Source organism: Escherichia sp. E2748 (assembly GCF_005781125.1).
Classification (GTDB): Bacteria; Pseudomonadota; Gammaproteobacteria; order Enterobacterales; family Enterobacteriaceae; genus Escherichia.
In genome coordinates, this window is record NZ_VATP01000021.1 from 104,871 (window position 1) to 123,939 (window position 19,069).

Consider the following 19,069-nt stretch of genomic DNA (forward strand, 5'->3'; position numbering starts at 1 on the left):
GGAGCGAGGATGAGCATTCCATTCACCCGCTGGCCGGAAGAGTTTGCCCGTCGCTATCGGGAAAAAGGTTACTGGCAGGATTTGCCGCTGACCGACATTCTGACCCGCCACGCCGCGAGTGATAGCATCGCGGTTATCGACGGCGAGCGGCAGTTGAGTTACCGGGAGCTGAATCAGGCGGCGGATAACCTCGCCTGTAGTTTGCGCCGTCAGGGCATTAAACCTGGTGAAACCGCGCTGGTACAACTGGGTAACGTCGCTGAACTTTACATGACCTTTTTCGCGCTGCTGAAACTGGGCGTTGCGCCGGTGCTGGCGCTGTTCAGCCATCAGCGTAGTGAACTGAACGCCTATGCCAGCCAGATTGAACCCACATTGCTGATTGCCGATCGCCAACATGCGCTGTTTAGCGGGGATGATTTCCTCAATACTTTCGTCACAGAACATTCCTCCATTCGCGTGGTGCAACTGCACAACGACAGCGGTGAGCATAACTTGCAGGATGCGATTAACCATCCGGCAGAAGATTTTACTGCCACGCCATCACCTGCTGATGAAGTGGCCTATTTCCAGCTTTCCGGCGGCACTACCGGCACACCGAAACTGATCCCGCGTACCCATAACGACTATTACTACAGCGTGCGCCGTAGCGTCGAGATTTGTCAGTTCACACAACAGACGCGCTACCTGTGCGCGATCCCGGCGGCTCATAACTACGCCATGAGTTCGCCAGGATCGCTGGGGGTATTTCTCGCTGGCGGCACTGTCGTTCTGGCGGCCGACCCCAGCGCTACGCTCTGCTTCCCATTGATTGAAAAACATCAGGTGAACGTCACCGCGCTGGTGCCGCCAGCAGTCAGCCTGTGGTTGCAGGCACTGGCTGAAGGCGAAAGCCGGGCGCAGCTTGCCTCGCTGAAACTGTTACAGGTTGGTGGCGCACGTCTTTCTGCCACGCTTGCGGCGCGTATTCCCGCAGAGATTGGCTGCCAGTTACAGCAGGTATTCGGCATGGCGGAAGGGCTGGTGAACTACACCCGTCTTGATGATAGCGCGGAGAAAATTATCCATACCCAGGGTTACCCAATGTGTCCGGATGACGAAGTGTGGGTTGCAGATGCTGACGGAAATCCACTGCCGCAAGGGGAAGTTGGACGCCTGATGACGCGCGGGCCGTATACCTTCCGCGGTTATTACAAAAGTCCACAGCACAATGCCAGCGCCTTTGATGCCAACGGTTTTTACTGTTCCGGCGATCTGATCTCTATTGATCCAGAGGGTTACATCACCGTGCAGGGGCGCGAGAAAGATCAGATCAACCGTGGCGGCGAGAAGATCGCTGCCGAAGAGATCGAAAACCTGTTACTGCGCCATCCGGCGGTGATCTACGCCGCACTGGTCAGTATGGAAGATGAGCTGATGGGCGAAAAAAGCTGTGCTTACCTGGTGGTAAAAGAGCCGCTGCGCGCGGTGCAGGTGCGTCGTTTCCTGCGCGAACAGGGTATTGCCGAATTTAAATTACCGGATCGCGTGGAGTGTGTGGATTCACTTCCGCTGACGGCGGTCGGGAAAGTCGATAAAAAACAATTACGTCAGTGGCTGGCGTCACGCGCTTCAGCCTGAAGGAGAGAACACGATGGCTATTCCAAAATTACAGGCTTACGCGCTGCCGGAGTCTCACGATATTCCGCAGAATAAAGTCGACTGGGCCTTTGAACCACAACGTGCCGCGTTGTTAATCCATGATATGCAGGATTATTTTGTCAGCTTCTGGGGTGAGAACTGCCCGATGATGGAGCAGGTGATCGCCAATATTGCGGCGCTGCGCGACTACTGCAAACAGCACAATATTCCGGTTTATTACACTGCCCAGCCGAAAGATCAGAGCGATGAAGATCGGGCGCTGTTGAATGATATGTGGGGGCCGGGCCTGACCCGCTCGCCGGAACAGCAAAAGGTGGTGGATCGCCTGACGCCAGATGCCGACGACACGGTGCTGGTGAAGTGGCGCTACAGCGCGTTTCATCGTTCTCCGCTGGAGCAAATGCTCAAAGAGAGTGGGCGTAACCAGCTGATTATTACCGGGGTATATGCCCACATTGGCTGTATGACCACCGCAACCGACGCATTTATGCGCGATATTAAACCGTTTATGGTGGCGGATGCACTGGCCGATTTCAGCCGTGACGAGCATTTGATGTCGCTGAAATATGTGGCCGGACGTTCTGGCCGGGTGGTGATGACCGAAGAATTACTGCCAGCACCTATCCCCGCCAGCAAAGCGGCGCTGCGTGAGGTGATCCTGCCGTTGCTGGACGAGTCCGATGAGCCGTTCGATGACGACAACCTGATCGACTACGGTCTGGATTCGGTGCGGATGATGGCGCTGGCGGCGCGCTGGCGCAAAGTGCATGGCGATATCGACTTTGTCATGCTGGCGAAAAACCCGACCATCGACGCCTGGTGGAAGCTACTCTCCCGCGAGGTGAAATAATGGATTTCAGCGGTAAAAATGTCTGGGTAACTGGCGCGGGGAAAGGTATCGGCTACGCCACGGCGCTGGCATTTGTTGAGGCGGGAGCGGAAGTTACAGGTTTTGATCAAGCGTTCGCTCAGGAGCAATATCCCTTTGCGACCGAAGTAATGGATGTTGCCGATGCTGCGCAGGTGGCGCAGGTATGTCAGCGACTGTTAGCTGAAACGGAGCGACTGGACGTGCTGGTCAATGCGGCGGGAATTTTGCGCATGGGCGCGACCGATCAGCTCAGTAAGGAAGACTGGCAGCAGACTTTTGCGGTCAATGTCGGCGGTGCGTTTAACCTGTTCCAGCAGACCATGAATCAGTTTCGTCGCCAACGGGGCGGGGCGATTGTCACTGTGGCGTCCGACGCTGCGCACACGCCGCGTATTGGCATGAGTGCTTATGGCGCGTCGAAAGCGGCGCTGAAAAGCCTGGCGTTGAGCGTCGGACTGGAACTGGCGGGTAGCGGTGTGCGCTGTAATGTGGTTTCGCCGGGTTCAACCGACACCGATATGCAACGCACGCTGTGGGTGAGCGATGACGCCGAAGAGCAGCGTATTCGCGGCTTTGGCGAGCAGTTTAAACTCGGCATTCCGCTGGGGAAAATCGCCCGTCCACAAGAGATCGCCAACACGATTTTGTTCCTCGCTTCCGATCTCGCCAGCCATATCACCCTACAGGATATCGTGGTAGATGGCGGCTCAACGCTGGGGGCATAAGCATGATCTGGAAACGCCATTTAACGCTCGACGAACTGAACGCCACCAGCGATAACACAATGGTGGCGCATCTGGGAATTGTGTATACCCATCTGGGCGATGATGTGCTGGAAGCCGAAATGCCGGTTGATACCCGTACTCATCAGCCGTTTGGCCTGCTGCATGGCGGCGCGTCGGCAGCGCTGGCGGAAACGCTGGGATCGATGGCAGGATTTATGATGACCCGCGACGGACAGTGTGTGGTGGGCACGGAACTTAACGCCACCCATCATCGCCCGGTGTCTGAAGGCAAGGTACGCGGCGTCTGCCAGCCGTTGCATCTTGGGCGGCAAAATCAGAGTTGGGAAATCGTCGTTTTCGATGAACAGGAGCGGCGTTGCTGCACTTGTCGGCTGGGTACGGCAGTTTTGGGATGAGCCCGACAGAATTAAATGAGATTGTTGGAAAACTCGGTTAACGGAGTGATCGAGTTAACATTGTGAAGTTAATTATTGGTTTTAACTCTTATTTGTTTGGTTATCGTGTTGTTAAATTCCGCAGAGATGTTATAGAAACAAAATGTAACATCTCTATGGACACGCACACGGATAACAACTATGAACAAATCAGGGAAATACCTCGTCTGGACAGTGCTCTCTGTAATGGGAGCATTTGCTCTGGGATACATTGCTTTAAATCGTGGGGAACAGATCAACGCGCTATGGATTGTGGTGGCGTCGGTCTGTATCTATCTGATCGCTTACCGTTTTTATGGCCTGTATATCGCCAAAAATGTGCTGGCGGTTGACCCGACGCGTATGACGCCAGCGGTGCGCCATAACGACGGGCTGGACTATGTACCGACAGATAAAAAAGTGCTGTTCGGTCACCATTTTGCGGCCATTGCCGGAGCTGGCCCGCTGGTGGGGCCGGTACTGGCGGCGCAAATGGGTTACCTGCCAGGGATGATCTGGCTGCTTGCCGGGGTGGTTCTCGCCGGTGCAGTGCAGGACTTTATGGTGCTGTTTGTTTCCACGCGCCGCGACGGTCGCTCGCTGGGTGAACTGGTCAAAGAAGAGATGGGACCAACTGCTGGGGTGATTGCGCTGGTCGCCTGCTTTATGATCATGGTCATTATCCTGGCGGTGCTGGCGATGATCGTGGTGAAAGCCCTGACCCATAGCCCGTGGGGAACGTATACCGTTGCGTTCACCATTCCGCTGGCGCTGTTTATGGGGATCTACCTGCGCTATCTGCGTCCCGGTCGCATTGGTGAAGTGTCGGTGATTGGCCTGGTGTTCCTGATTTTCGCCATTATCTCTGGCGGCTGGGTGGCAGAAAGCCCGACCTGGGCGCCGTACTTTGACTTTACCGGCGTGCAGTTGACCTGGATGCTGGTGGGTTACGGTTTTGTGGCGGCGGTGCTGCCGGTGTGGTTGCTGCTGGCTCCGCGTGACTACCTCTCTACCTTCCTGAAAATCGGGACTATCGTCGGTCTGGCGGTGGGCATTTTGATTATGCGCCCGACGCTGACCATGCCTGCGTTGACTAAATTTGTTGATGGTACTGGCCCGGTATGGACTGGTAACCTGTTCCCGTTCCTGTTTATCACCATCGCCTGTGGCGCGGTGTCTGGCTTCCATGCGCTGATCTCTTCCGGTACCACGCCGAAGATGCTGGCGAACGAAGGGCAGGCGTGTTTTATCGGCTACGGCGGAATGTTAATGGAATCCTTCGTGGCGATTATGGCGCTAGTTTCTGCCTGTATCATCGATCCAGGTGTGTACTTCGCCATGAACAGCCCGATGGCGGTGCTGGCTCCGGCAGGAACGGCGGATGTGGTCGCTTCTGCCGCGCAGGTAGTGAGTAGCTGGGGTTTTGCGATTACTCCGGATACGCTCAACCAGATTGCCAGCGAAGTGGGTGAACAGTCGATCATTTCCCGTGCGGGCGGTGCGCCGACGTTGGCGGTGGGGATGGCCTACATTCTGCACGGCGCGCTGGGCGGCATGATGGATGTGGCGTTCTGGTATCACTTCGCCATTCTGTTTGAAGCACTGTTTATTCTGACGGCGGTGGATGCAGGTACGCGTGCTGCGCGCTTTATGTTGCAGGATCTGCTGGGCGTGGTGTCTCCGGGCCTGAAACGGACCGATTCACTGCCTGCTAACCTGCTGGCAACGGCGCTGTGCGTACTGGCGTGGGGCTACTTCCTCCATCAGGGGGTGGTCGATCCGCTGGGCGGTATTAACACTCTGTGGCCGCTGTTTGGTATAGCCAACCAGATGCTGGCAGGGATGGCGCTGATGCTCTGTGCCGTAGTGCTGTTCAAAATGAAACGTCAACGTTACGCCTGGGTGGCGCTGGTACCAACGGCCTGGTTGCTGATTTGTACCCTGACCGCAGGCTGGCAGAAAGCGTTTAGCCCGGATGCGAAAGTCGGCTTCCTGGCGATTGCTAACAAGTTCCAGGCAATGATCGACAGCGGCAATATTCCGTCGCAGTATACTGAGTCACAACTGGCGCAACTGGTGTTTAACAACCGTCTGGATGCTGGGTTAACCATCTTCTTTATGGTGGTCGTGGTGGTTCTGGCACTGTTCTCGATTAAGACGGCACTGGCGGCATTGAAAGAGCCGAAGCCAACGGCGAAAGAAACGCCGTATGAGCCAATGCCGGAAAATGTCGAGGAGATCGTGGCGCAGGCGAAAGGCGCGCACTAAAGTCAGAGTGTGGGGGAATGTGCCGAGCGTTCCCCTTACTCTCAGCCCGAGCGTGTTGATAGCAATTAAGCCCTCATAATTCAGGAGGGCATTTGTATTACCGGAGGTTTAGATGTTTGATTCACTGGCAAAAGCCGGAAAATATTTAGGTCAGGCGGCGAAGCTGATGATCGGTATGCCTGATTACGACAACTATGTCGAACATATGCGGGTTAACCATCCTGATCAAACGCCGATGACCTACGAAGAGTTTTTCCGCGAGCGGCAGGACGCGCGCTACGGTGGAAAAGGCGGCGCGCGCTGCTGCTGAATTTGTACGTCAGGCTTTAAACGATTCCACTTTTTCGAACGCTGCACGCAACGTATCTGGTGTCAGCGTGACTGGCAGGTAGTGAATGGATTCCACCGGACGTAAGGTGTGGGCAATCACTTTGTCGATCTCCGCCTGATTATTGATATCCACTTCCAGCTCCGCCAGTGTAGTCGGCAGATGAAAACGCTGATACGCCCCGGTTAATTGCGCCAGCACATCATCCTGGCCCAGCAAGGCGCTTTGCACCAGAATACCGTAGGCAACTTTGGTGCCGTGGAGAAACTTCTCGGTTTGCGGCAGTACAGTCAGACCGTTATGCACGGCATGGGCCGCCGCCACACGCGTAAAACGATCGCCCAGACCACCGACCATCCCACCACCAGCAATAATGGCATCCACCACATCGCAAAATGATTGCGTTACCTGCTGATTTTGCTGATCGGCAAGCGCCTGTTCGCTACCGTTTAACAAGACGTCGCGAATGGCCTGCGCGTTATTAATCCCCAGACGCACGGTTAGCGGCAACGTTTCTGGTTGCGGGGCCAGTACTACCGCTTCATACCATTTCGCCAGCGTGTCACCGATCCCCGCCAGCAGATATTGTTGCGGCGCATTGAGGATAATCTCCGGTTCCACCAGCACCATAAAATTGGCGTCGTCGAAAATCTCATAATGCAGCGCCTGTCCGGCATCGTTATACCAGACAGAGAGCGGTGTCCAGGCAGCGCAGGTGGCGGCGATCGTCGGAACGGCAACAAACGGCAGACCGAGACGGCGGGCGAGGGCTTTCGCGGTGTCGAGCAGTGCGCCGCCGCCGACGCCAATCACCACGCTGCGATCGTCACCGGACTCAGCCGCCAGTTGTTGTACATCGCTTTCGCTGCAATGACCGCGAAACAAAATATGCTTTGCCCCTGGCAGCCCAAACGCTGGCGGAAGTTTGGTTTGCGCCGCAGCAATGGCGCGTTCGCCGTAGATCCACACCGCGCGAGAAAGCTGTTCATCAGTGAAAAAATCGTGCAGGTGATTGAGACTTCCTGGATGTGAAAAGTAGTTAGCCGGGCCGACGACGACGCGGATGGGATTGTGAGGCATGTTGTGTTGTCCTTATCGTTTTATTTAGACATCTAAACGTCTTGATTGCCAAATACTAGCATCGTGTTATAGTGCCTTCAACACGCAACTTCGTCAGGTACAATAAAAATGACAAATAACCCTCTGATTCCACAAAGCAAACTTCCACAACTTGGCACCACTATTTTCACCCAGATGAGCGCACTGGCGCAGCAACACCAGGCGATTAACCTGTCGCAAGGCTTTCCTGATTTTGATGGTCCGCGCTATTTACAGGAGCGGCTGGCGTACCACGTTGCCCAGGGGGCAAACCAATACGCGCCCATGGCCGGCGTGCAGGCATTGCGCGAGGCGATTGCTCAGAAAACGGAACGTCTGTATGGCTATCAACCAGGTGCCGATAGCGATATCACCGTAACGGCAGGGGCGACGGAAGCGTTATATGCAGCGATTACCGCATTGGTGCGCAATGGTGATGAAGTGATTTGTTTTGATCCCAGCTATGACAGTTACGCCCCCGCCATCGCGCTTTCTGGGGGAATAGTGAAACGTATTGCACTGCAACCTCCGCATTTTCGCGTTGACTGGCAGGAATTTGCAGCATTGTTAAGCGAGCGCACCCGACTGGTGATCCTCAACACCCCGCATAACCCCAGCGCCACCGTCTGGCAACAGGCTGATTTCGCTGCTTTGTGGCAGGCGATTGCCGGGCGCGAGATTTTTGTTATTAGTGATGAAGTGTACGAGCACATCAACTTTTCACAGCAGGGCCATGCCAGCGTGCTGGCGCATCCGCAGTTGCGTGAGCGGGCGGTGGCAGTTTCTTCATTTGGCAAGACCTATCATATGACAGGCTGGAAAGTGGGCTATTGCGTTGCGCCTGCGCCCATCAGCGCCGAGATCCGTAAAGTGCATCAGTATCTGACCTTTTCGGTCAATACCCCGGCTCAACTGGCGCTTGCCGATATGCTGCGAGCAGAACCTGAGCATTATCTTGCGTTACCGGACTTTTATAGGCAGAAACGCGATATTCTGGTGAACGCCTTAAGTGAAAGTCGGCTGGAGATACTACCCTGCGAAGGTACTTACTTTTTGCTGGTGGAATACAGCGCCGTGTCTACGCTGGATGATGTTGAGTTTTGCCAGTGGCTGACGCGGGAGCATGGCGTGGCGGCGATCCCGCTGTCGGTATTTTGCGCCGATCCCTTCCCCCATAAACTGATTCGTCTCTGTTTTGCCAAGAAGGAATCGACGTTGCTGGCAGCAGCTGAACGCCTGCGCCAGCTTTAGTTATTTGACAGTCCAGGCGCGGGAATATTGACGGTCGGCAAACAGTTCTTGCAGGCCGTTAATTTGCTTCAGGCGCAGCACTTCGTCGCTGTCCATTCCCAGTTCTTTGCCAATTTTATTATCGTCCCATCCCAACTGGCTGAGTTCACGGACGATTTCCGACATTGCAGTGATTTGATGGCGTCCACGAGCGCGGTTGTGGCGAATTGTTGCTGCGATGCGCTCGTTACGATCCCCTCCCAGACAGGTAACCGGTAAATACCCTTTTAAGCGCGTTTTTAACGTGTTAGATCCTTTACCAATTTCATGACGGTGAAAGCCATCAACAATCTCCATTGTGTCAGATTGAGTGTTAGTCACCACGATAGGTTGGGTAAAACCATCAATTTCAATGGATTTTTTTAGCAGCTTCTTCTCTGGCGGTGCCACATTATTGGGGTTGTAATCATTCGGCACGAGTTGGCTATTTTTAACCCACAGAACGCAATCCACGGGCTCTTCACGAAAGGGGCTAACCTGATGGATCGCCATGCGGATTTCATTAATCGCTTTGATGCGATCGTCTTCCGGCAAGCTGGCGAGAAATTGGGTTAAATCCTGCGTTAATCGTTGTTGCATAGTATCCCCCATTCCTGACGTTTTCCTTTTATCCGTTCGTTATAACGCTGATAGTTCTTCGCTTTCGTAGGACTAAATGATAATGCCCGGCACCAGTAATCGTTATTGAGTAAAACTTTGCATATTCGCCGCCAAGAGGGGATATCTTTCGTGCCAATGTCCCCTTGCTGGGTTTGTGGAACCTCGATGCCTTTTTTCTGATACCAGTGCAAATAAATGGCGATTTTATTGCGGTAATGCTCAGCTGTTTTCTCCGGCATGCTATCGAGCAGCAATAATGCATACTCTTGCCAGTCTAAATGCTCTGGCTTGAGGATTTTCCGATGCCCATAGAAATGATTGTCATGTCCGGCGTAAATTCCGCCGCTTTTTACACCGCTGACTCGTGCGCACATAGCAGCCCAGCGATCCGGTTCGATAACGTGATAGAGCCATAATCCCTGCCGTTGCTCCGGGCCAAAAGGTTCGCAAATTCGCATGTGACGCAGAGGGACGCCTGCCTGATACATTAGGTTATACAGTGGGTTGCAGAGACTTTGATGATTTGCATACCAGGTCCAGATATCAGCCACTTTCCAGTCGTAGATGGGGTAAATGTACCAGCTATGACCGCCTGGTGCGGCCGTAGTCCAGGGTTTATCGTCGGCAAAACGCTGTTTATTCGAACTGGCGATAGCAACGAAACGGTTATAGGACTCGTCAGCCCGGATGCCGATCATCATGGCCGCCGGACGTTTTTGCGAAAACCATTCGGCAAATTCACGCACGAAATGTTCAAACGTCATACTCGGTTGATAAAACGAGAAAAATGTCGGATCGGTTATCGCATCTTCCGGGGGCTGGCGTACCCATTCAACATCAGGTTCCCAGCATTGCCATTCGGGTTGATACTGAGAAAGAGAGTTTTGCGTCGTAAGAGGCAGCGCTACCCAATAAAATTCTTCAATGACATCTGCATACTGCTCTCGTAGGGACTGAATATAGTGAATAGTTAAAGAAAACTGTGCTTCCCAGTCGATAAACAGAACGTATATTTTTTTTCCCATTTTTCTGGCCAGATTCGCGGTTAGATGAAGCATTAAGCCTGAATCTTTACCGCCAGAAAATGAGACACAAACGCGGGGTAGGGTGTTGAGTGTCCAGGTAATACGCTCTTGTGCCGCTTCCAGAATATTGAGCGGAAGAGGAATTTTATAAATAGACATCTAAAGATGCTCTCTGAACCAGACAGGTAGATAATGTGATAGTTTTTTAATTATAAAATAAATAAATTCAAATAAGATATATTATTTTATGTATTTACATTATGAATTTTTCATTGAAAAACATTTTACCAATGGATAGATGTTTATTATAAATTGTCATTCAAACGATCAATGAATCGTGAGAATGCAAGATTATTTAATGATGATTTATTATAGGACATATAAAGCGTGTTTGAGGGCAGCGGGTGTTCAAGTTTTATTTGCTTTAGCTGAAGTGTTTTATGGTAACTGCGATATAATTCGTAAGGCACAATACCAATTAAATCGGTAACTGCAATTGTATTAATAATGGTAAACAGAGAGGAACTGCGAAACGATATTTTACGGTCTGCCATGAGTGCCTCTATTTCCATCTGGAAATCTTCTAATCCAGGGATTTTAGATATCAGAAAGGTAAATTCTTCATCAAGAATTTGTGCATGGGTACTCCGTTCATTTATTCTCGGATGGGTAGTACTACAGATGAGTGTATTACGAATTGACTGAAATGGGACACAGCTTACAGAACGACTGATAACCGGTGCCAATGTCACTACGAGATCCGCTTTGCGGTAAGCCAGTAAATCTTCGGCGCTTTCTACGGCCATCATAATGTCATGATGTTCAATGTCGATAATCGCATCCTGGCGCAGACTATTGATCAAAAGGCTGCCGTTTGTCGCAGAGATGAATTGTGGACCATAGATTATAAATTTTTTCTTTAATTCAGATTTATTGACGATATTTATTGTTTGTTCCAGGTTTCTAAGGTTTTTCTCAAGATGATGATGAAGATTTAACCCAGTAGTCGTTGGCGTAATACCTTTTCCGGCACGAGTAAACAAAGGATCATTAAACTGTGTACGTAAGCGCTGCAGGGACTGACTAACCGCAGAGGGCGTTATATATAGCGATTCTGCAGCCTTACTAATGCTGAGATGTTGGTAAATGCACTCGAAGATTACCAGTAAATTCAAGTCAAATTTTTTTAAGTCGTAAAGATTGGCCATGATGTACTCCATTCATATCATTGCACTCATCATGATATTCATTAAATCTATAATATGAATTAATATATTTGTATTTATTATGTTCTTTTACTTAATTCATGATTAAGTTTTTCTAAAATAGCATAGTCGATTTATTGTTTGTGATCAATTCTTGCGGTTTTCAGGATAACTGAAAAGCTGTATATATTCCAGTTATCCATGATTTAATATTATTTATTTCCCATGATGATATTTAAGGTCTTTTGATCCGGTAATCCGACCGCCTGTTGCAATGTATTCTCCGGACTCATGTAGTAGATAGCAGGCGTGACGTTTGCGCCAAGTTCATCCATCAGTTTTTCATTTGCACTTAAGATTTTCATTTGCTCTGCACCAACGGTGGCCGGAATGTTTAGCTTCTTGTCTGATGCTTCATACTCTTGCCATGCTTTAGCCGGATCTTTAGCCGCGAGGATCGCCGCAGCAGTCGCTGGGCTTTCCGGTTTGATTACGCCAACCAGTAGTGTGCGAAGCTGAACTTTGCCAGTCTCAACCCACGGGCGCGTCTGCTGCCAGAACTGTTTACAATACGGACAAAATGGATCGGCAAAGACATAAACCACAACAGGCGCATCTTTTTTGCCGTCGAGGATCCAGTGGGATTGCTCCATCCGTTGCCACATTTCACGACCGACTGGCGCATAAATCTCTTTTTCAATAAGCGTGTTACTCAGGTTTTCACCTTTTTCGTTGTACATATAACCTGAGATGGCGTGCTTGCCGTCTGGTGTCAGGTAGATAGTAACTCCCATATCCTGATACTTTCCGAGATAACCTTTCATTCCCCCGGGGGCATCAAAAGATTTGAGGATAGTAATACCCTGTTTTTCAATGGCTTTTACTGGGGCTGGAAGTTCCTCTGCGAAGGCGACTGCAGGAAGCAGAGCCAATAAAAGTATCTTTTTTAACATTAATTTGTCCTTTTCAGTCAGTGCAAAATTTGAGTAAAAGGCATAACCTATCACTGTCATAGGTAAGAGCTTAGAACAGGTGATTGCCCTTTGTTTATGAGGGTGTTGTAATCCCTCTCGGCATTGCGGTCGTCATTGCAACACCGCAGCCTGCTGAACAGGCGCTGAAGATACCAAAGGGTAGTTCAGGTTACGCGGCCACCTGGAAAGGAGGCCCATTTTACTTTTATCGCCGCTGGCGGTGCAAAGTTCACAAAGTTGTCTTACGAAGGTTGTAAGGTAAAACTTATCGATTTGATAATGGAAACGCATTAGCCGAATCGGCAAAAATTGGTTACCTTACATCTCATCGAAAACACGGAGGAAGTATAGATGTCCTTGATTAACACCAAAATTAAACCTTTTAAAAACCAGGCATTCAAAAACGGCGAATTCATCGAAATCACCGAGAAAGATACCGAAGGCCGCTGGAGCGTCTTCTTCTTCTACCCGGCTGACTTTACTTTCGTATGCCCGACCGAACTGGGCGACGTTGCAGACCATTACGAAGAACTGCAGAAACTGGGCGTAGACGTATACGCAGTATCTACCGATACTCACTTCACCCACAAAGCATGGCACAGCAGCTCTGAAACCATCGCGAAAATCAAATACGCGATGATCGGCGACCCGACTGGCGCCCTGACCCGTAACTTCGACAACATGCGTGAAGATGAAGGTCTGGCTGACCGTGCGACCTTCGTTGTTGACCCGCAGGGTATCATCCAGGCAATCGAAGTTACCGCTGAAGGCATTGGCCGTGACGCGTCTGACCTGCTGCGTAAAATCAAAGCTGCTCAGTATGTAGCTTCTCACCCAGGTGAAGTTTGCCCGGCTAAATGGAAAGAAGGTGAAGCAACTCTGGCTCCGTCTCTGGACCTGGTTGGTAAAATCTAAATTTCCTTCGTCTTTCGCGCTACCAACTCCGGCGCGAAATACTTCGGAAATTCACCTAATTCTTCGGGTGCTGCGGCACCCGATTTTCTTCCCCGCATCATGATGCAAGCTGCATCCAGGTAGCCGATGAAGGCCGCTTGCATGATGATGTTTAAAGCCCAGGAGATAAACATGCTCGACACAAATATGAAAACTCAACTCAAGGCTTACCTTGAGAAATTGACCAAGCCTGTTGAGTTGATTGCCACGCTGGATGACAGCGCTAAATCGGCAGAAATCAAGGAACTGTTGGCTGAAATCGCAGAACTGTCAGACAAAGTCACCTTTAAAGAAGATAACAGCTTGCCGGTGCGTAAGCCGTCTTTCCTGATCACCAACCCAGGTTCCAACCAGGGGCCGCGTTTTGCAGGCTCCCCGCTGGGTCATGAGTTCACCTCGCTGGTACTGGCGCTGCTGTGGACCGGTGGTCATCCGTCGAAAGAAGCGCAGTCTCTACTGGAGCAGATCCGCAACATTGACGGTGATTTTGAATTCGAAACTTATTATTCGCTCTCTTGCCACAACTGCCCGGACGTGGTGCAGGCGCTGAACCTGATGAGCGTACTGAACCCGCGCATCAAGCACACTGCAATTGACGGCGGCACCTTCCAGAACGAAATCACCGATCGCAACGTGATGGGCGTTCCGGCAGTGTTCGTAAACGGGAAAGAGTTTGGCCAGGGCCGTATGACTATTTCCGAAATCGTCGCCAAAATCGATACTGGCGCTGAAAAACGTGCAGCAGAAGAGCTGAACAAGCGTGACGCTTACGATGTGCTGATTGTCGGTTCTGGCCCGGCAGGGGCTGCGGCAGCAATTTACTCCGCACGTAAAGGCATCCGTACTGGTCTGATGGGCGAACGTTTTGGCGGTCAGATCCTCGATACTGTTGATATCGAAAACTACATCTCTGTGCCGAAAACCGAAGGCCAAAAACTGGCAGGCGCGCTGAAGGTTCACGTTGATGAATACGATGTTGATGTGATTGATAGCCAGAGCGCGAGCAAACTGATCCCGGCAGCGGTTGAAGGCGGCTTGCATCAGATTGAAACGGCTTCCGGCGCGGTACTGAAAGCTCGCAGCATTATCGTGGCGACCGGTGCAAAATGGCGCAACATGAACGTTCCGGGCGAAGATCAGTATCGCACCAAAGGCGTGACCTACTGCCCGCACTGCGACGGCCCACTGTTTAAAGGCAAACGCGTAGCGGTTATCGGCGGCGGTAACTCCGGTGTGGAAGCGGCAATCGACCTGGCAGGGATTGTTGAACACGTAACGCTGCTGGAATTTGCCCCAGAAATGAAAGCCGACCAGGTTCTGCAGGACAAACTGCGCAGCCTGAAAAACGTCGACATCATTCTGAATGCGCAAACCACGGAAGTGAAAGGCGACGGTAGCAAAGTCGTAGGTCTGGAATATCGTGATCGTGTCAGTGGCGATATTCACAACATCGAACTGGCTGGTATTTTCGTCCAGATTGGTCTGCTGCCGAACACCAACTGGCTGGAAGGCGCAGTAGAACGTAATCGTATGGGTGAGATAATCATTGATGCGAAATGCGAAACCAACGTCAAAGGCGTGTTCGCTGCCGGTGACTGTACGACGGTTCCGTACAAGCAGATCATCATCGCTACTGGCGAAGGTGCTAAAGCCTCTCTGAGCGCTTTTGACTACCTGATTCGCACCAAAACTGCATAAGAAGAAGTAAGATTCACCTGCAATTGCTTAGCCGCCGGGGTCAAACCTGGCGGCTTTTTTTATAAAAAACGCCCTGCCGGGATTGCTCAGGGCAGGGCGTCATAAATGCGTTAATTTGTTAACGAACGACTAATACCGGCAGATTGGCGTGGCGGATCACGTTGGAAGCGTTAGAACCTAACAGATGGGTTGAAATCGATGGATTTCGCGAACCGATAACCACAACATCCGCATCCAGTTCTTTAGCTAACTCGTTCACTTCATCTCGCACGTTACCAAAACGGACATGTGGTTTGATACGGGATGGATCAATATTGAAATGGCCGACCATTGTCTGTAAGCGTTCTTCGGCTTCATGTTGCAAATGTTCTTCGAAACGACGCACATCAGCAGCAAAACGGTGCAGACTAAGGCTTGCGGCGCCCGGTAATACATGGAGTAAATGAATTACGCCATCATCCTGGGCGAGAAATTCAGCGTGACGAACGGCTTTGTCGCTCAATTCCATTTCAAATACGTCTACTGGCATAATGATTGTTTTGTACATAAGCATTCCCTCCTTGCTATTGCATGAACATATAACAGCATATTATTGATTATGATTCTATGATTTGCGAAGTTGATTTGATCTGGGATAGCAATTGATCTGGAAAATGGATTAAGTCAGCTACTACCAGCGTTGCTCAAGATATAGCACTGCCACAACAAGAATTGCTGCAATGAATATATAAAACGCAGTAATACCGAGAGCTTCGCTCATAGGGGGATCCGCTGGTGGATAACTTGTTCAGATTAGAACGCAGCGGTGAAGAGCAAAATGATAAATCTGGTTGATATTTGAGCGGAAAGAGGATGCAGAAGCATCCTCCGGGCAAAGCGAATAACGCTTGTGCAGATGGGATTAAAGCAGGTAGTCGCCAGCGGCTTCAGGCTGGTATTCGAGTTCCAGCACTTCAAGGTGGGTAGCAACGCCGCCCGGAAGTTCCCAGTGGATGGTATCGCCAACGCGCAACCCCAGCAGTGCGGCACCAACCGGAGCCATAACGGAAAGTTGAGTATTGCTGTCGGTCATTTTTGCCGGATACACCAGTGTACGCACACGGACTTCGCCATCGCTAAGATTGCGGAATTTAACCCGGCTGTTCATCGTCACCACATCGTGCGGCATCTCTTCTGGCGAACACATTTGGGCGCGATCCAACTCTGCGTTTAACGCGTCGGCGATTGGCAAACCGGCATAGGCAGGTTGCTCCAGCAGAATATCGATGCGTTCGGCATCCAGGTCGTTAATGATGATTGTTGGTCTGGACATTTTTACTCCATGTCGTCGGTACTGCGATTGTCGCAGATAAACATACCCAAAAGAAAACCCTCACCGTCAGGCGGCGAGGGTTTAGCTCATATGATGATACTGACTGTTGCTCACTCTTTGAAGTGATTTACATCACATTCAGGTAATTCCTTAATGCTGAGCGATTTGTATAAATCTCAATCGAAAAACAGCGTAAGGGATAAATTTTCGTGATGGATCAACGTCCGCTGCGCTGGATCTCAATAACCTGCTTTATCAATCACAAAGGCTTTGCCACAGTTGCCTGGGTGAGGTTGTGGCAAGAATGAGCTTGCCGAGAGCGGCGCATTGATGGCATCAGCTTTGATTGAAATCTGGATTTCAGTCAAATACGCCGGATTACCCTGGCAGGTTAACTTGACCGCTTTGACGTTCTCTTTCCCCCAGTTTTTGGCAAAGGCGTCGTCAAAGTCACTGCGGCTCACGGTTTTACCGTAGTTATCAGCGAGGAATTTTCCGGCTGCGCTCTCTTTGATCTCTTGATTCAGACGTACCATCGTCCCGAAGTAAGCGTCCGGATCAAAACCAAAGCAGGCGCCGTGTTTCGCGTATTCATAACGTTCCAGACAGGAACGACCACCTGCGCCCGGCATAACTTCACTCAATTTAGCTGCTGTTTCCAGCGATAACCCTGTTTCCGGTGAAGAACACATCCGGCTGGCGCGCGCTTCCGGCAGGTTTGGGACTGGGCGAGTGGCGCAGCCGAAGCGCATCCAGCGGCGTTCATCAACGCCACGCGCAGCAACCGATTTAGGTAATCCTGGCCACAGACCATGTACGGTCAGAAAATCGGCCTTGTTGCTCGTTTCGGTTTGCAGTCGACACTCATCGCGTTCGTTACGATTTCGGTCGTGCTGGCTCTGGCAAAACCCGGTTTGCCAGGAAAGAGCTAAAACGTAACGATCAAAATCGCCATACTGTTTTGCCTGTAATGCAGCGGCGTTGACAGAAGATAAGGGGAGCAGAGAAGCCGCCAGTAAAGCGGCGTTATGCCAGAATATTTTCATAGTGGGTGTGGAACTCATACATGCACTGAATACTATCTATTAAATCATAAAAAAGCCCGCCAGGTTGGCTAACCTGGCGGGCGCGGTGATTTATTCAGTGTTTGGCGAACGTATTAGTTCCACATGGCGAGAATCGGCCAGCCTACCAGAAGCAGCATGGCAATATAAATCACCCCGAAGATAGCCCCAAGACGCCAGTAATCTTTTGATTTCACATAGCCGCAGCCGTAAATAATCACACCTGGGCCAGTAGCATATGGGGTCAGACAGCCCATGATACCGATAGACAGCACCAGCAGAATACACAGTTGTTCCATCGGTACGCCCGGAATACCTTTACCGACCGCCAGAATGACCGGCAGCATGGTTGCGGTGTGCGCTGACAGGCTGGCAAACAGGTAATGAGCAAAATAGAACACCAGCACGAGGACGATAACCGTCGCATTTGGCGAAAAACCTTCCAGATGCGTACTCATGGTGCTGGCGAACCAGTCGATAAATCCGGAACGAGTCAGGCCATTAGCCATGACGACCAGCGTTGCCAGGTTGACCAGCGTGTTCCATGCGCTGTTATAACGGGTAATGTCTTTCCACGGCACAACGTGCAGCGCCAGCATCAGCGAAACAGCCAGCAGGCCAACCGCAGTGGCATTAATCACTTCGCTGCCAAATACCCATAAACCTAAGCTGAGCAACACAAGGCCAATCAGCGTCCATTCTCTGCGTGTCAGACGCCCCATGGTTTTTAGTTCATCACCCGCCCAGGTTGCCACTTCTTCACTATGGGTAACTTCCGGTTTGTATAGCACGTAGGAAAGCCACGGCGCAATGATAAGCAAGATAACCCCAACCGGCAGGAAGCAGAGGAACCACTGTAACCAGCTAATCTGGATACCGGCAATTTTGCTGACGAACTCCAGACCCAGCACGTTTGGTGCTGCACCAGTGACAAACATGGAAGAACTCAGACTGGTACTAATGACCATCATCCACATCAAATAGCCGCCAATACGACGCGCGGACGGATCGTTCGGGAATGATTTAAATAGCGGCGGCAGGTTTTTAATGACCGGGAAAACCGTACCCCCGGTACGCGCGGTGTTGGACGGTGTAAACGGTGCCAGCAGAATGTCGATAATGACAATCGCATAACCTAACGTCAGCGTGCGTTTCCCCATGAATTTCACCAGGAAAAGGGCAATACGACGGCCTAATCCAGAAACTTCATATCCTAATGCAAAGATAAATGCGCCAAATACCAGCCAGACTGTGGTACTGGAAAAACCAGCCAGCCCCCATTTCAGCGCCTGTTTTTGCGCATTAAACGCTGGGTCAGCTAATTCTTTGGCGTCAAAGAGCAGGTAATTACTGCCAATCACGCAAATGGTTACTGCAATAAAACTGATCGCTGTTGCCGGGATTGGCTCGAGGATCATTCCGACAATCATTGCCACAAACACAGCGAAGTAATGCCATGCCTGCGGCGGCATACCGTCGGGGACAGGGATAAGAAACATGACGCCCATCACCACCAGTGGGGCCAATAGTTTCCATATATTATCTTTTGCTAAAGACATACGGGTTCTCCGAAAATTAATAT

At 51.0% G+C, this 19,069-nt stretch carries 19 protein-coding genes; 9 read left to right on the forward strand and 10 right to left on the reverse strand.

The window, feature by feature from the left end; translation table 11 throughout:
• Positions 1–9 precede the first annotated feature (9 nt).
• From entE to FEK42_RS16995, 6 genes are all read left to right on the forward strand, one after another.
• A complete protein-coding gene (gene entE, locus FEK42_RS16970; protein WP_138211901.1) occupies positions 10–1,620 on the forward strand; it encodes a (2,3-dihydroxybenzoyl)adenylate synthase EntE in 1,611 nt (536 codons plus the stop codon).
• A 13-nt stretch (positions 1,621–1,633) separates the two neighbouring features.
• Positions 1,634–2,491 carry an enterobactin biosynthesis bifunctional isochorismatase/aryl carrier protein EntB gene (gene entB / locus FEK42_RS16975; protein ID WP_135492599.1) on the forward strand — a complete coding sequence of 286 codons (858 nt, stop codon included), beginning with the start codon at positions 1,634–1,636 and terminating at the stop codon, positions 2,489–2,491.
• On the forward strand, positions 2,491–3,237 hold the full coding sequence (gene entA / locus FEK42_RS16980) for a 2,3-dihydro-2,3-dihydroxybenzoate dehydrogenase EntA (protein ID WP_135406181.1): 747 nt from the start codon (positions 2,491–2,493) through the stop codon (positions 3,235–3,237). The genes entB and entA overlap by 1 nt, the downstream gene beginning before the upstream one ends.
• Positions 3,238–3,239: 2 nt before the next feature.
• Complete coding sequence (gene entH / locus FEK42_RS16985) at positions 3,240–3,653, forward strand: proofreading thioesterase EntH (protein WP_135492601.1); 414 nt, start codon at positions 3,240–3,242, stop codon at positions 3,651–3,653.
• Positions 3,654–3,833: 180 nt separating this feature from the next.
• A complete protein-coding gene (gene cstA, locus FEK42_RS16990; protein ID WP_001043146.1) occupies positions 3,834–5,939 on the forward strand; it encodes a pyruvate/proton symporter CstA in 2,106 nt (701 codons plus the stop codon).
• Between the two features lie 112 nt (positions 5,940–6,051).
• A complete protein-coding gene (locus FEK42_RS16995) occupies positions 6,052–6,249 on the forward strand; it encodes a YbdD/YjiX family protein (protein ID WP_000460431.1) in 198 nt (65 codons plus the stop codon).
• 9 nt (positions 6,250–6,258) lie between these two features.
• On the opposite strand, the gene hcxA is transcribed toward FEK42_RS16995, so the two are convergent.
• A complete protein-coding gene (gene hcxA / locus FEK42_RS17000) occupies positions 6,259–7,347 on the reverse strand; it encodes a hydroxycarboxylate dehydrogenase HcxA (protein WP_135492602.1) in 1,089 nt (362 codons plus the stop codon).
• A 108-nt stretch (positions 7,348–7,455) separates the two neighbouring features.
• Between hcxA and ybdL the strand changes: the two genes are divergently transcribed.
• Complete coding sequence (gene ybdL, locus FEK42_RS17005) at positions 7,456–8,616, forward strand: methionine-oxo-acid transaminase (RefSeq protein ID WP_135492603.1); 1,161 nt, start codon at positions 7,456–7,458, stop codon at positions 8,614–8,616.
• On the opposite strand, the gene FEK42_RS17010 is transcribed toward ybdL, so the two are convergent.
• The 4 genes from FEK42_RS17010 to dsbG form a co-directional block, all read right to left on the reverse strand.
• Positions 8,617–9,246 (reverse strand): ParB/RepB/Spo0J family partition protein, encoded by a 630-nt coding sequence (locus tag FEK42_RS17010; RefSeq protein WP_130258600.1) that lies wholly within the window; start codon positions 9,244–9,246, stop codon positions 8,617–8,619.
• On the reverse strand, positions 9,219–10,439 hold the full coding sequence (locus FEK42_RS17015; RefSeq protein ID WP_135492604.1) for a phosphoadenosine phosphosulfate reductase: 1,221 nt from the start codon (positions 10,437–10,439) through the stop codon (positions 9,219–9,221). Before FEK42_RS17015 ends, FEK42_RS17010 begins: the two co-directional genes overlap by 28 nt.
• Before the next feature lie 146 nt (positions 10,440–10,585).
• Entirely contained in the window at positions 10,586–11,488 is a 903-nt protein-coding gene (locus tag FEK42_RS17020; protein ID WP_135492605.1) for a LysR family transcriptional regulator, read from the reverse strand.
• 209 nt (positions 11,489–11,697) lie between these two features.
• Positions 11,698–12,438 (reverse strand): thiol:disulfide interchange protein DsbG, encoded by a 741-nt coding sequence (gene dsbG / locus FEK42_RS17025; RefSeq protein WP_135490932.1) that lies wholly within the window; start codon positions 12,436–12,438, stop codon positions 11,698–11,700.
• Between the two features lie 372 nt (positions 12,439–12,810).
• Between dsbG and ahpC the strand changes: the two genes are divergently transcribed.
• Positions 12,811–13,374, forward strand: a complete 564-nt coding sequence (ahpC, locus tag FEK42_RS17030) for an alkyl hydroperoxide reductase subunit C (RefSeq protein WP_000052796.1) — start codon at positions 12,811–12,813, stop codon at positions 13,372–13,374.
• Here ahpC and FEK42_RS22795 read toward each other — a convergent pair.
• The gene (locus FEK42_RS22795) at positions 13,371–13,547 is read right to left on the reverse strand and encodes a hypothetical protein (RefSeq protein ID WP_165383272.1); all 177 of its coding nucleotides are present in this window, start codon (positions 13,545–13,547) and stop codon (positions 13,371–13,373) included. The genes ahpC and FEK42_RS22795 overlap by 4 nt on opposite strands.
• Between FEK42_RS22795 and ahpF the strand changes: the two genes are divergently transcribed.
• Positions 13,546–15,111 (forward strand): alkyl hydroperoxide reductase subunit F, encoded by a 1,566-nt coding sequence (gene ahpF, locus FEK42_RS17035; RefSeq protein WP_130206451.1) that lies wholly within the window; start codon positions 13,546–13,548, stop codon positions 15,109–15,111. The genes FEK42_RS22795 and ahpF overlap by 2 nt on opposite strands.
• Positions 15,112–15,229: 118 nt before the next feature.
• On the opposite strand, the gene uspG is transcribed toward ahpF, so the two are convergent.
• From uspG to citT, 4 genes are all read right to left on the reverse strand, one after another.
• Positions 15,230–15,658, reverse strand: coding sequence for a universal stress protein UspG (uspG, locus tag FEK42_RS17040; protein WP_130206453.1), 429 nt, complete (start codon positions 15,656–15,658; stop codon positions 15,230–15,232).
• A gap of 354 nt (positions 15,659–16,012) precedes the next feature.
• Positions 16,013–16,423 carry a nucleoside diphosphate kinase regulator gene (gene rnk / locus FEK42_RS17045; protein WP_130206455.1) on the reverse strand — a complete coding sequence of 137 codons (411 nt, stop codon included), beginning with the start codon at positions 16,421–16,423 and terminating at the stop codon, positions 16,013–16,015.
• 239 nt (positions 16,424–16,662) lie between these two features.
• Positions 16,663–17,469 carry a ribonuclease I gene (gene rna, locus FEK42_RS17050; RefSeq protein ID WP_135492606.1) on the reverse strand — a complete coding sequence of 269 codons (807 nt, stop codon included), beginning with the start codon at positions 17,467–17,469 and terminating at the stop codon, positions 16,663–16,665.
• A gap of 113 nt (positions 17,470–17,582) precedes the next feature.
• Entirely contained in the window at positions 17,583–19,046 is a 1,464-nt protein-coding gene (citT, locus tag FEK42_RS17055) for a citrate/succinate antiporter CitT (protein ID WP_135492607.1), read from the reverse strand.
• Between the last annotated feature and the right edge of the window lie 23 nt (positions 19,047–19,069).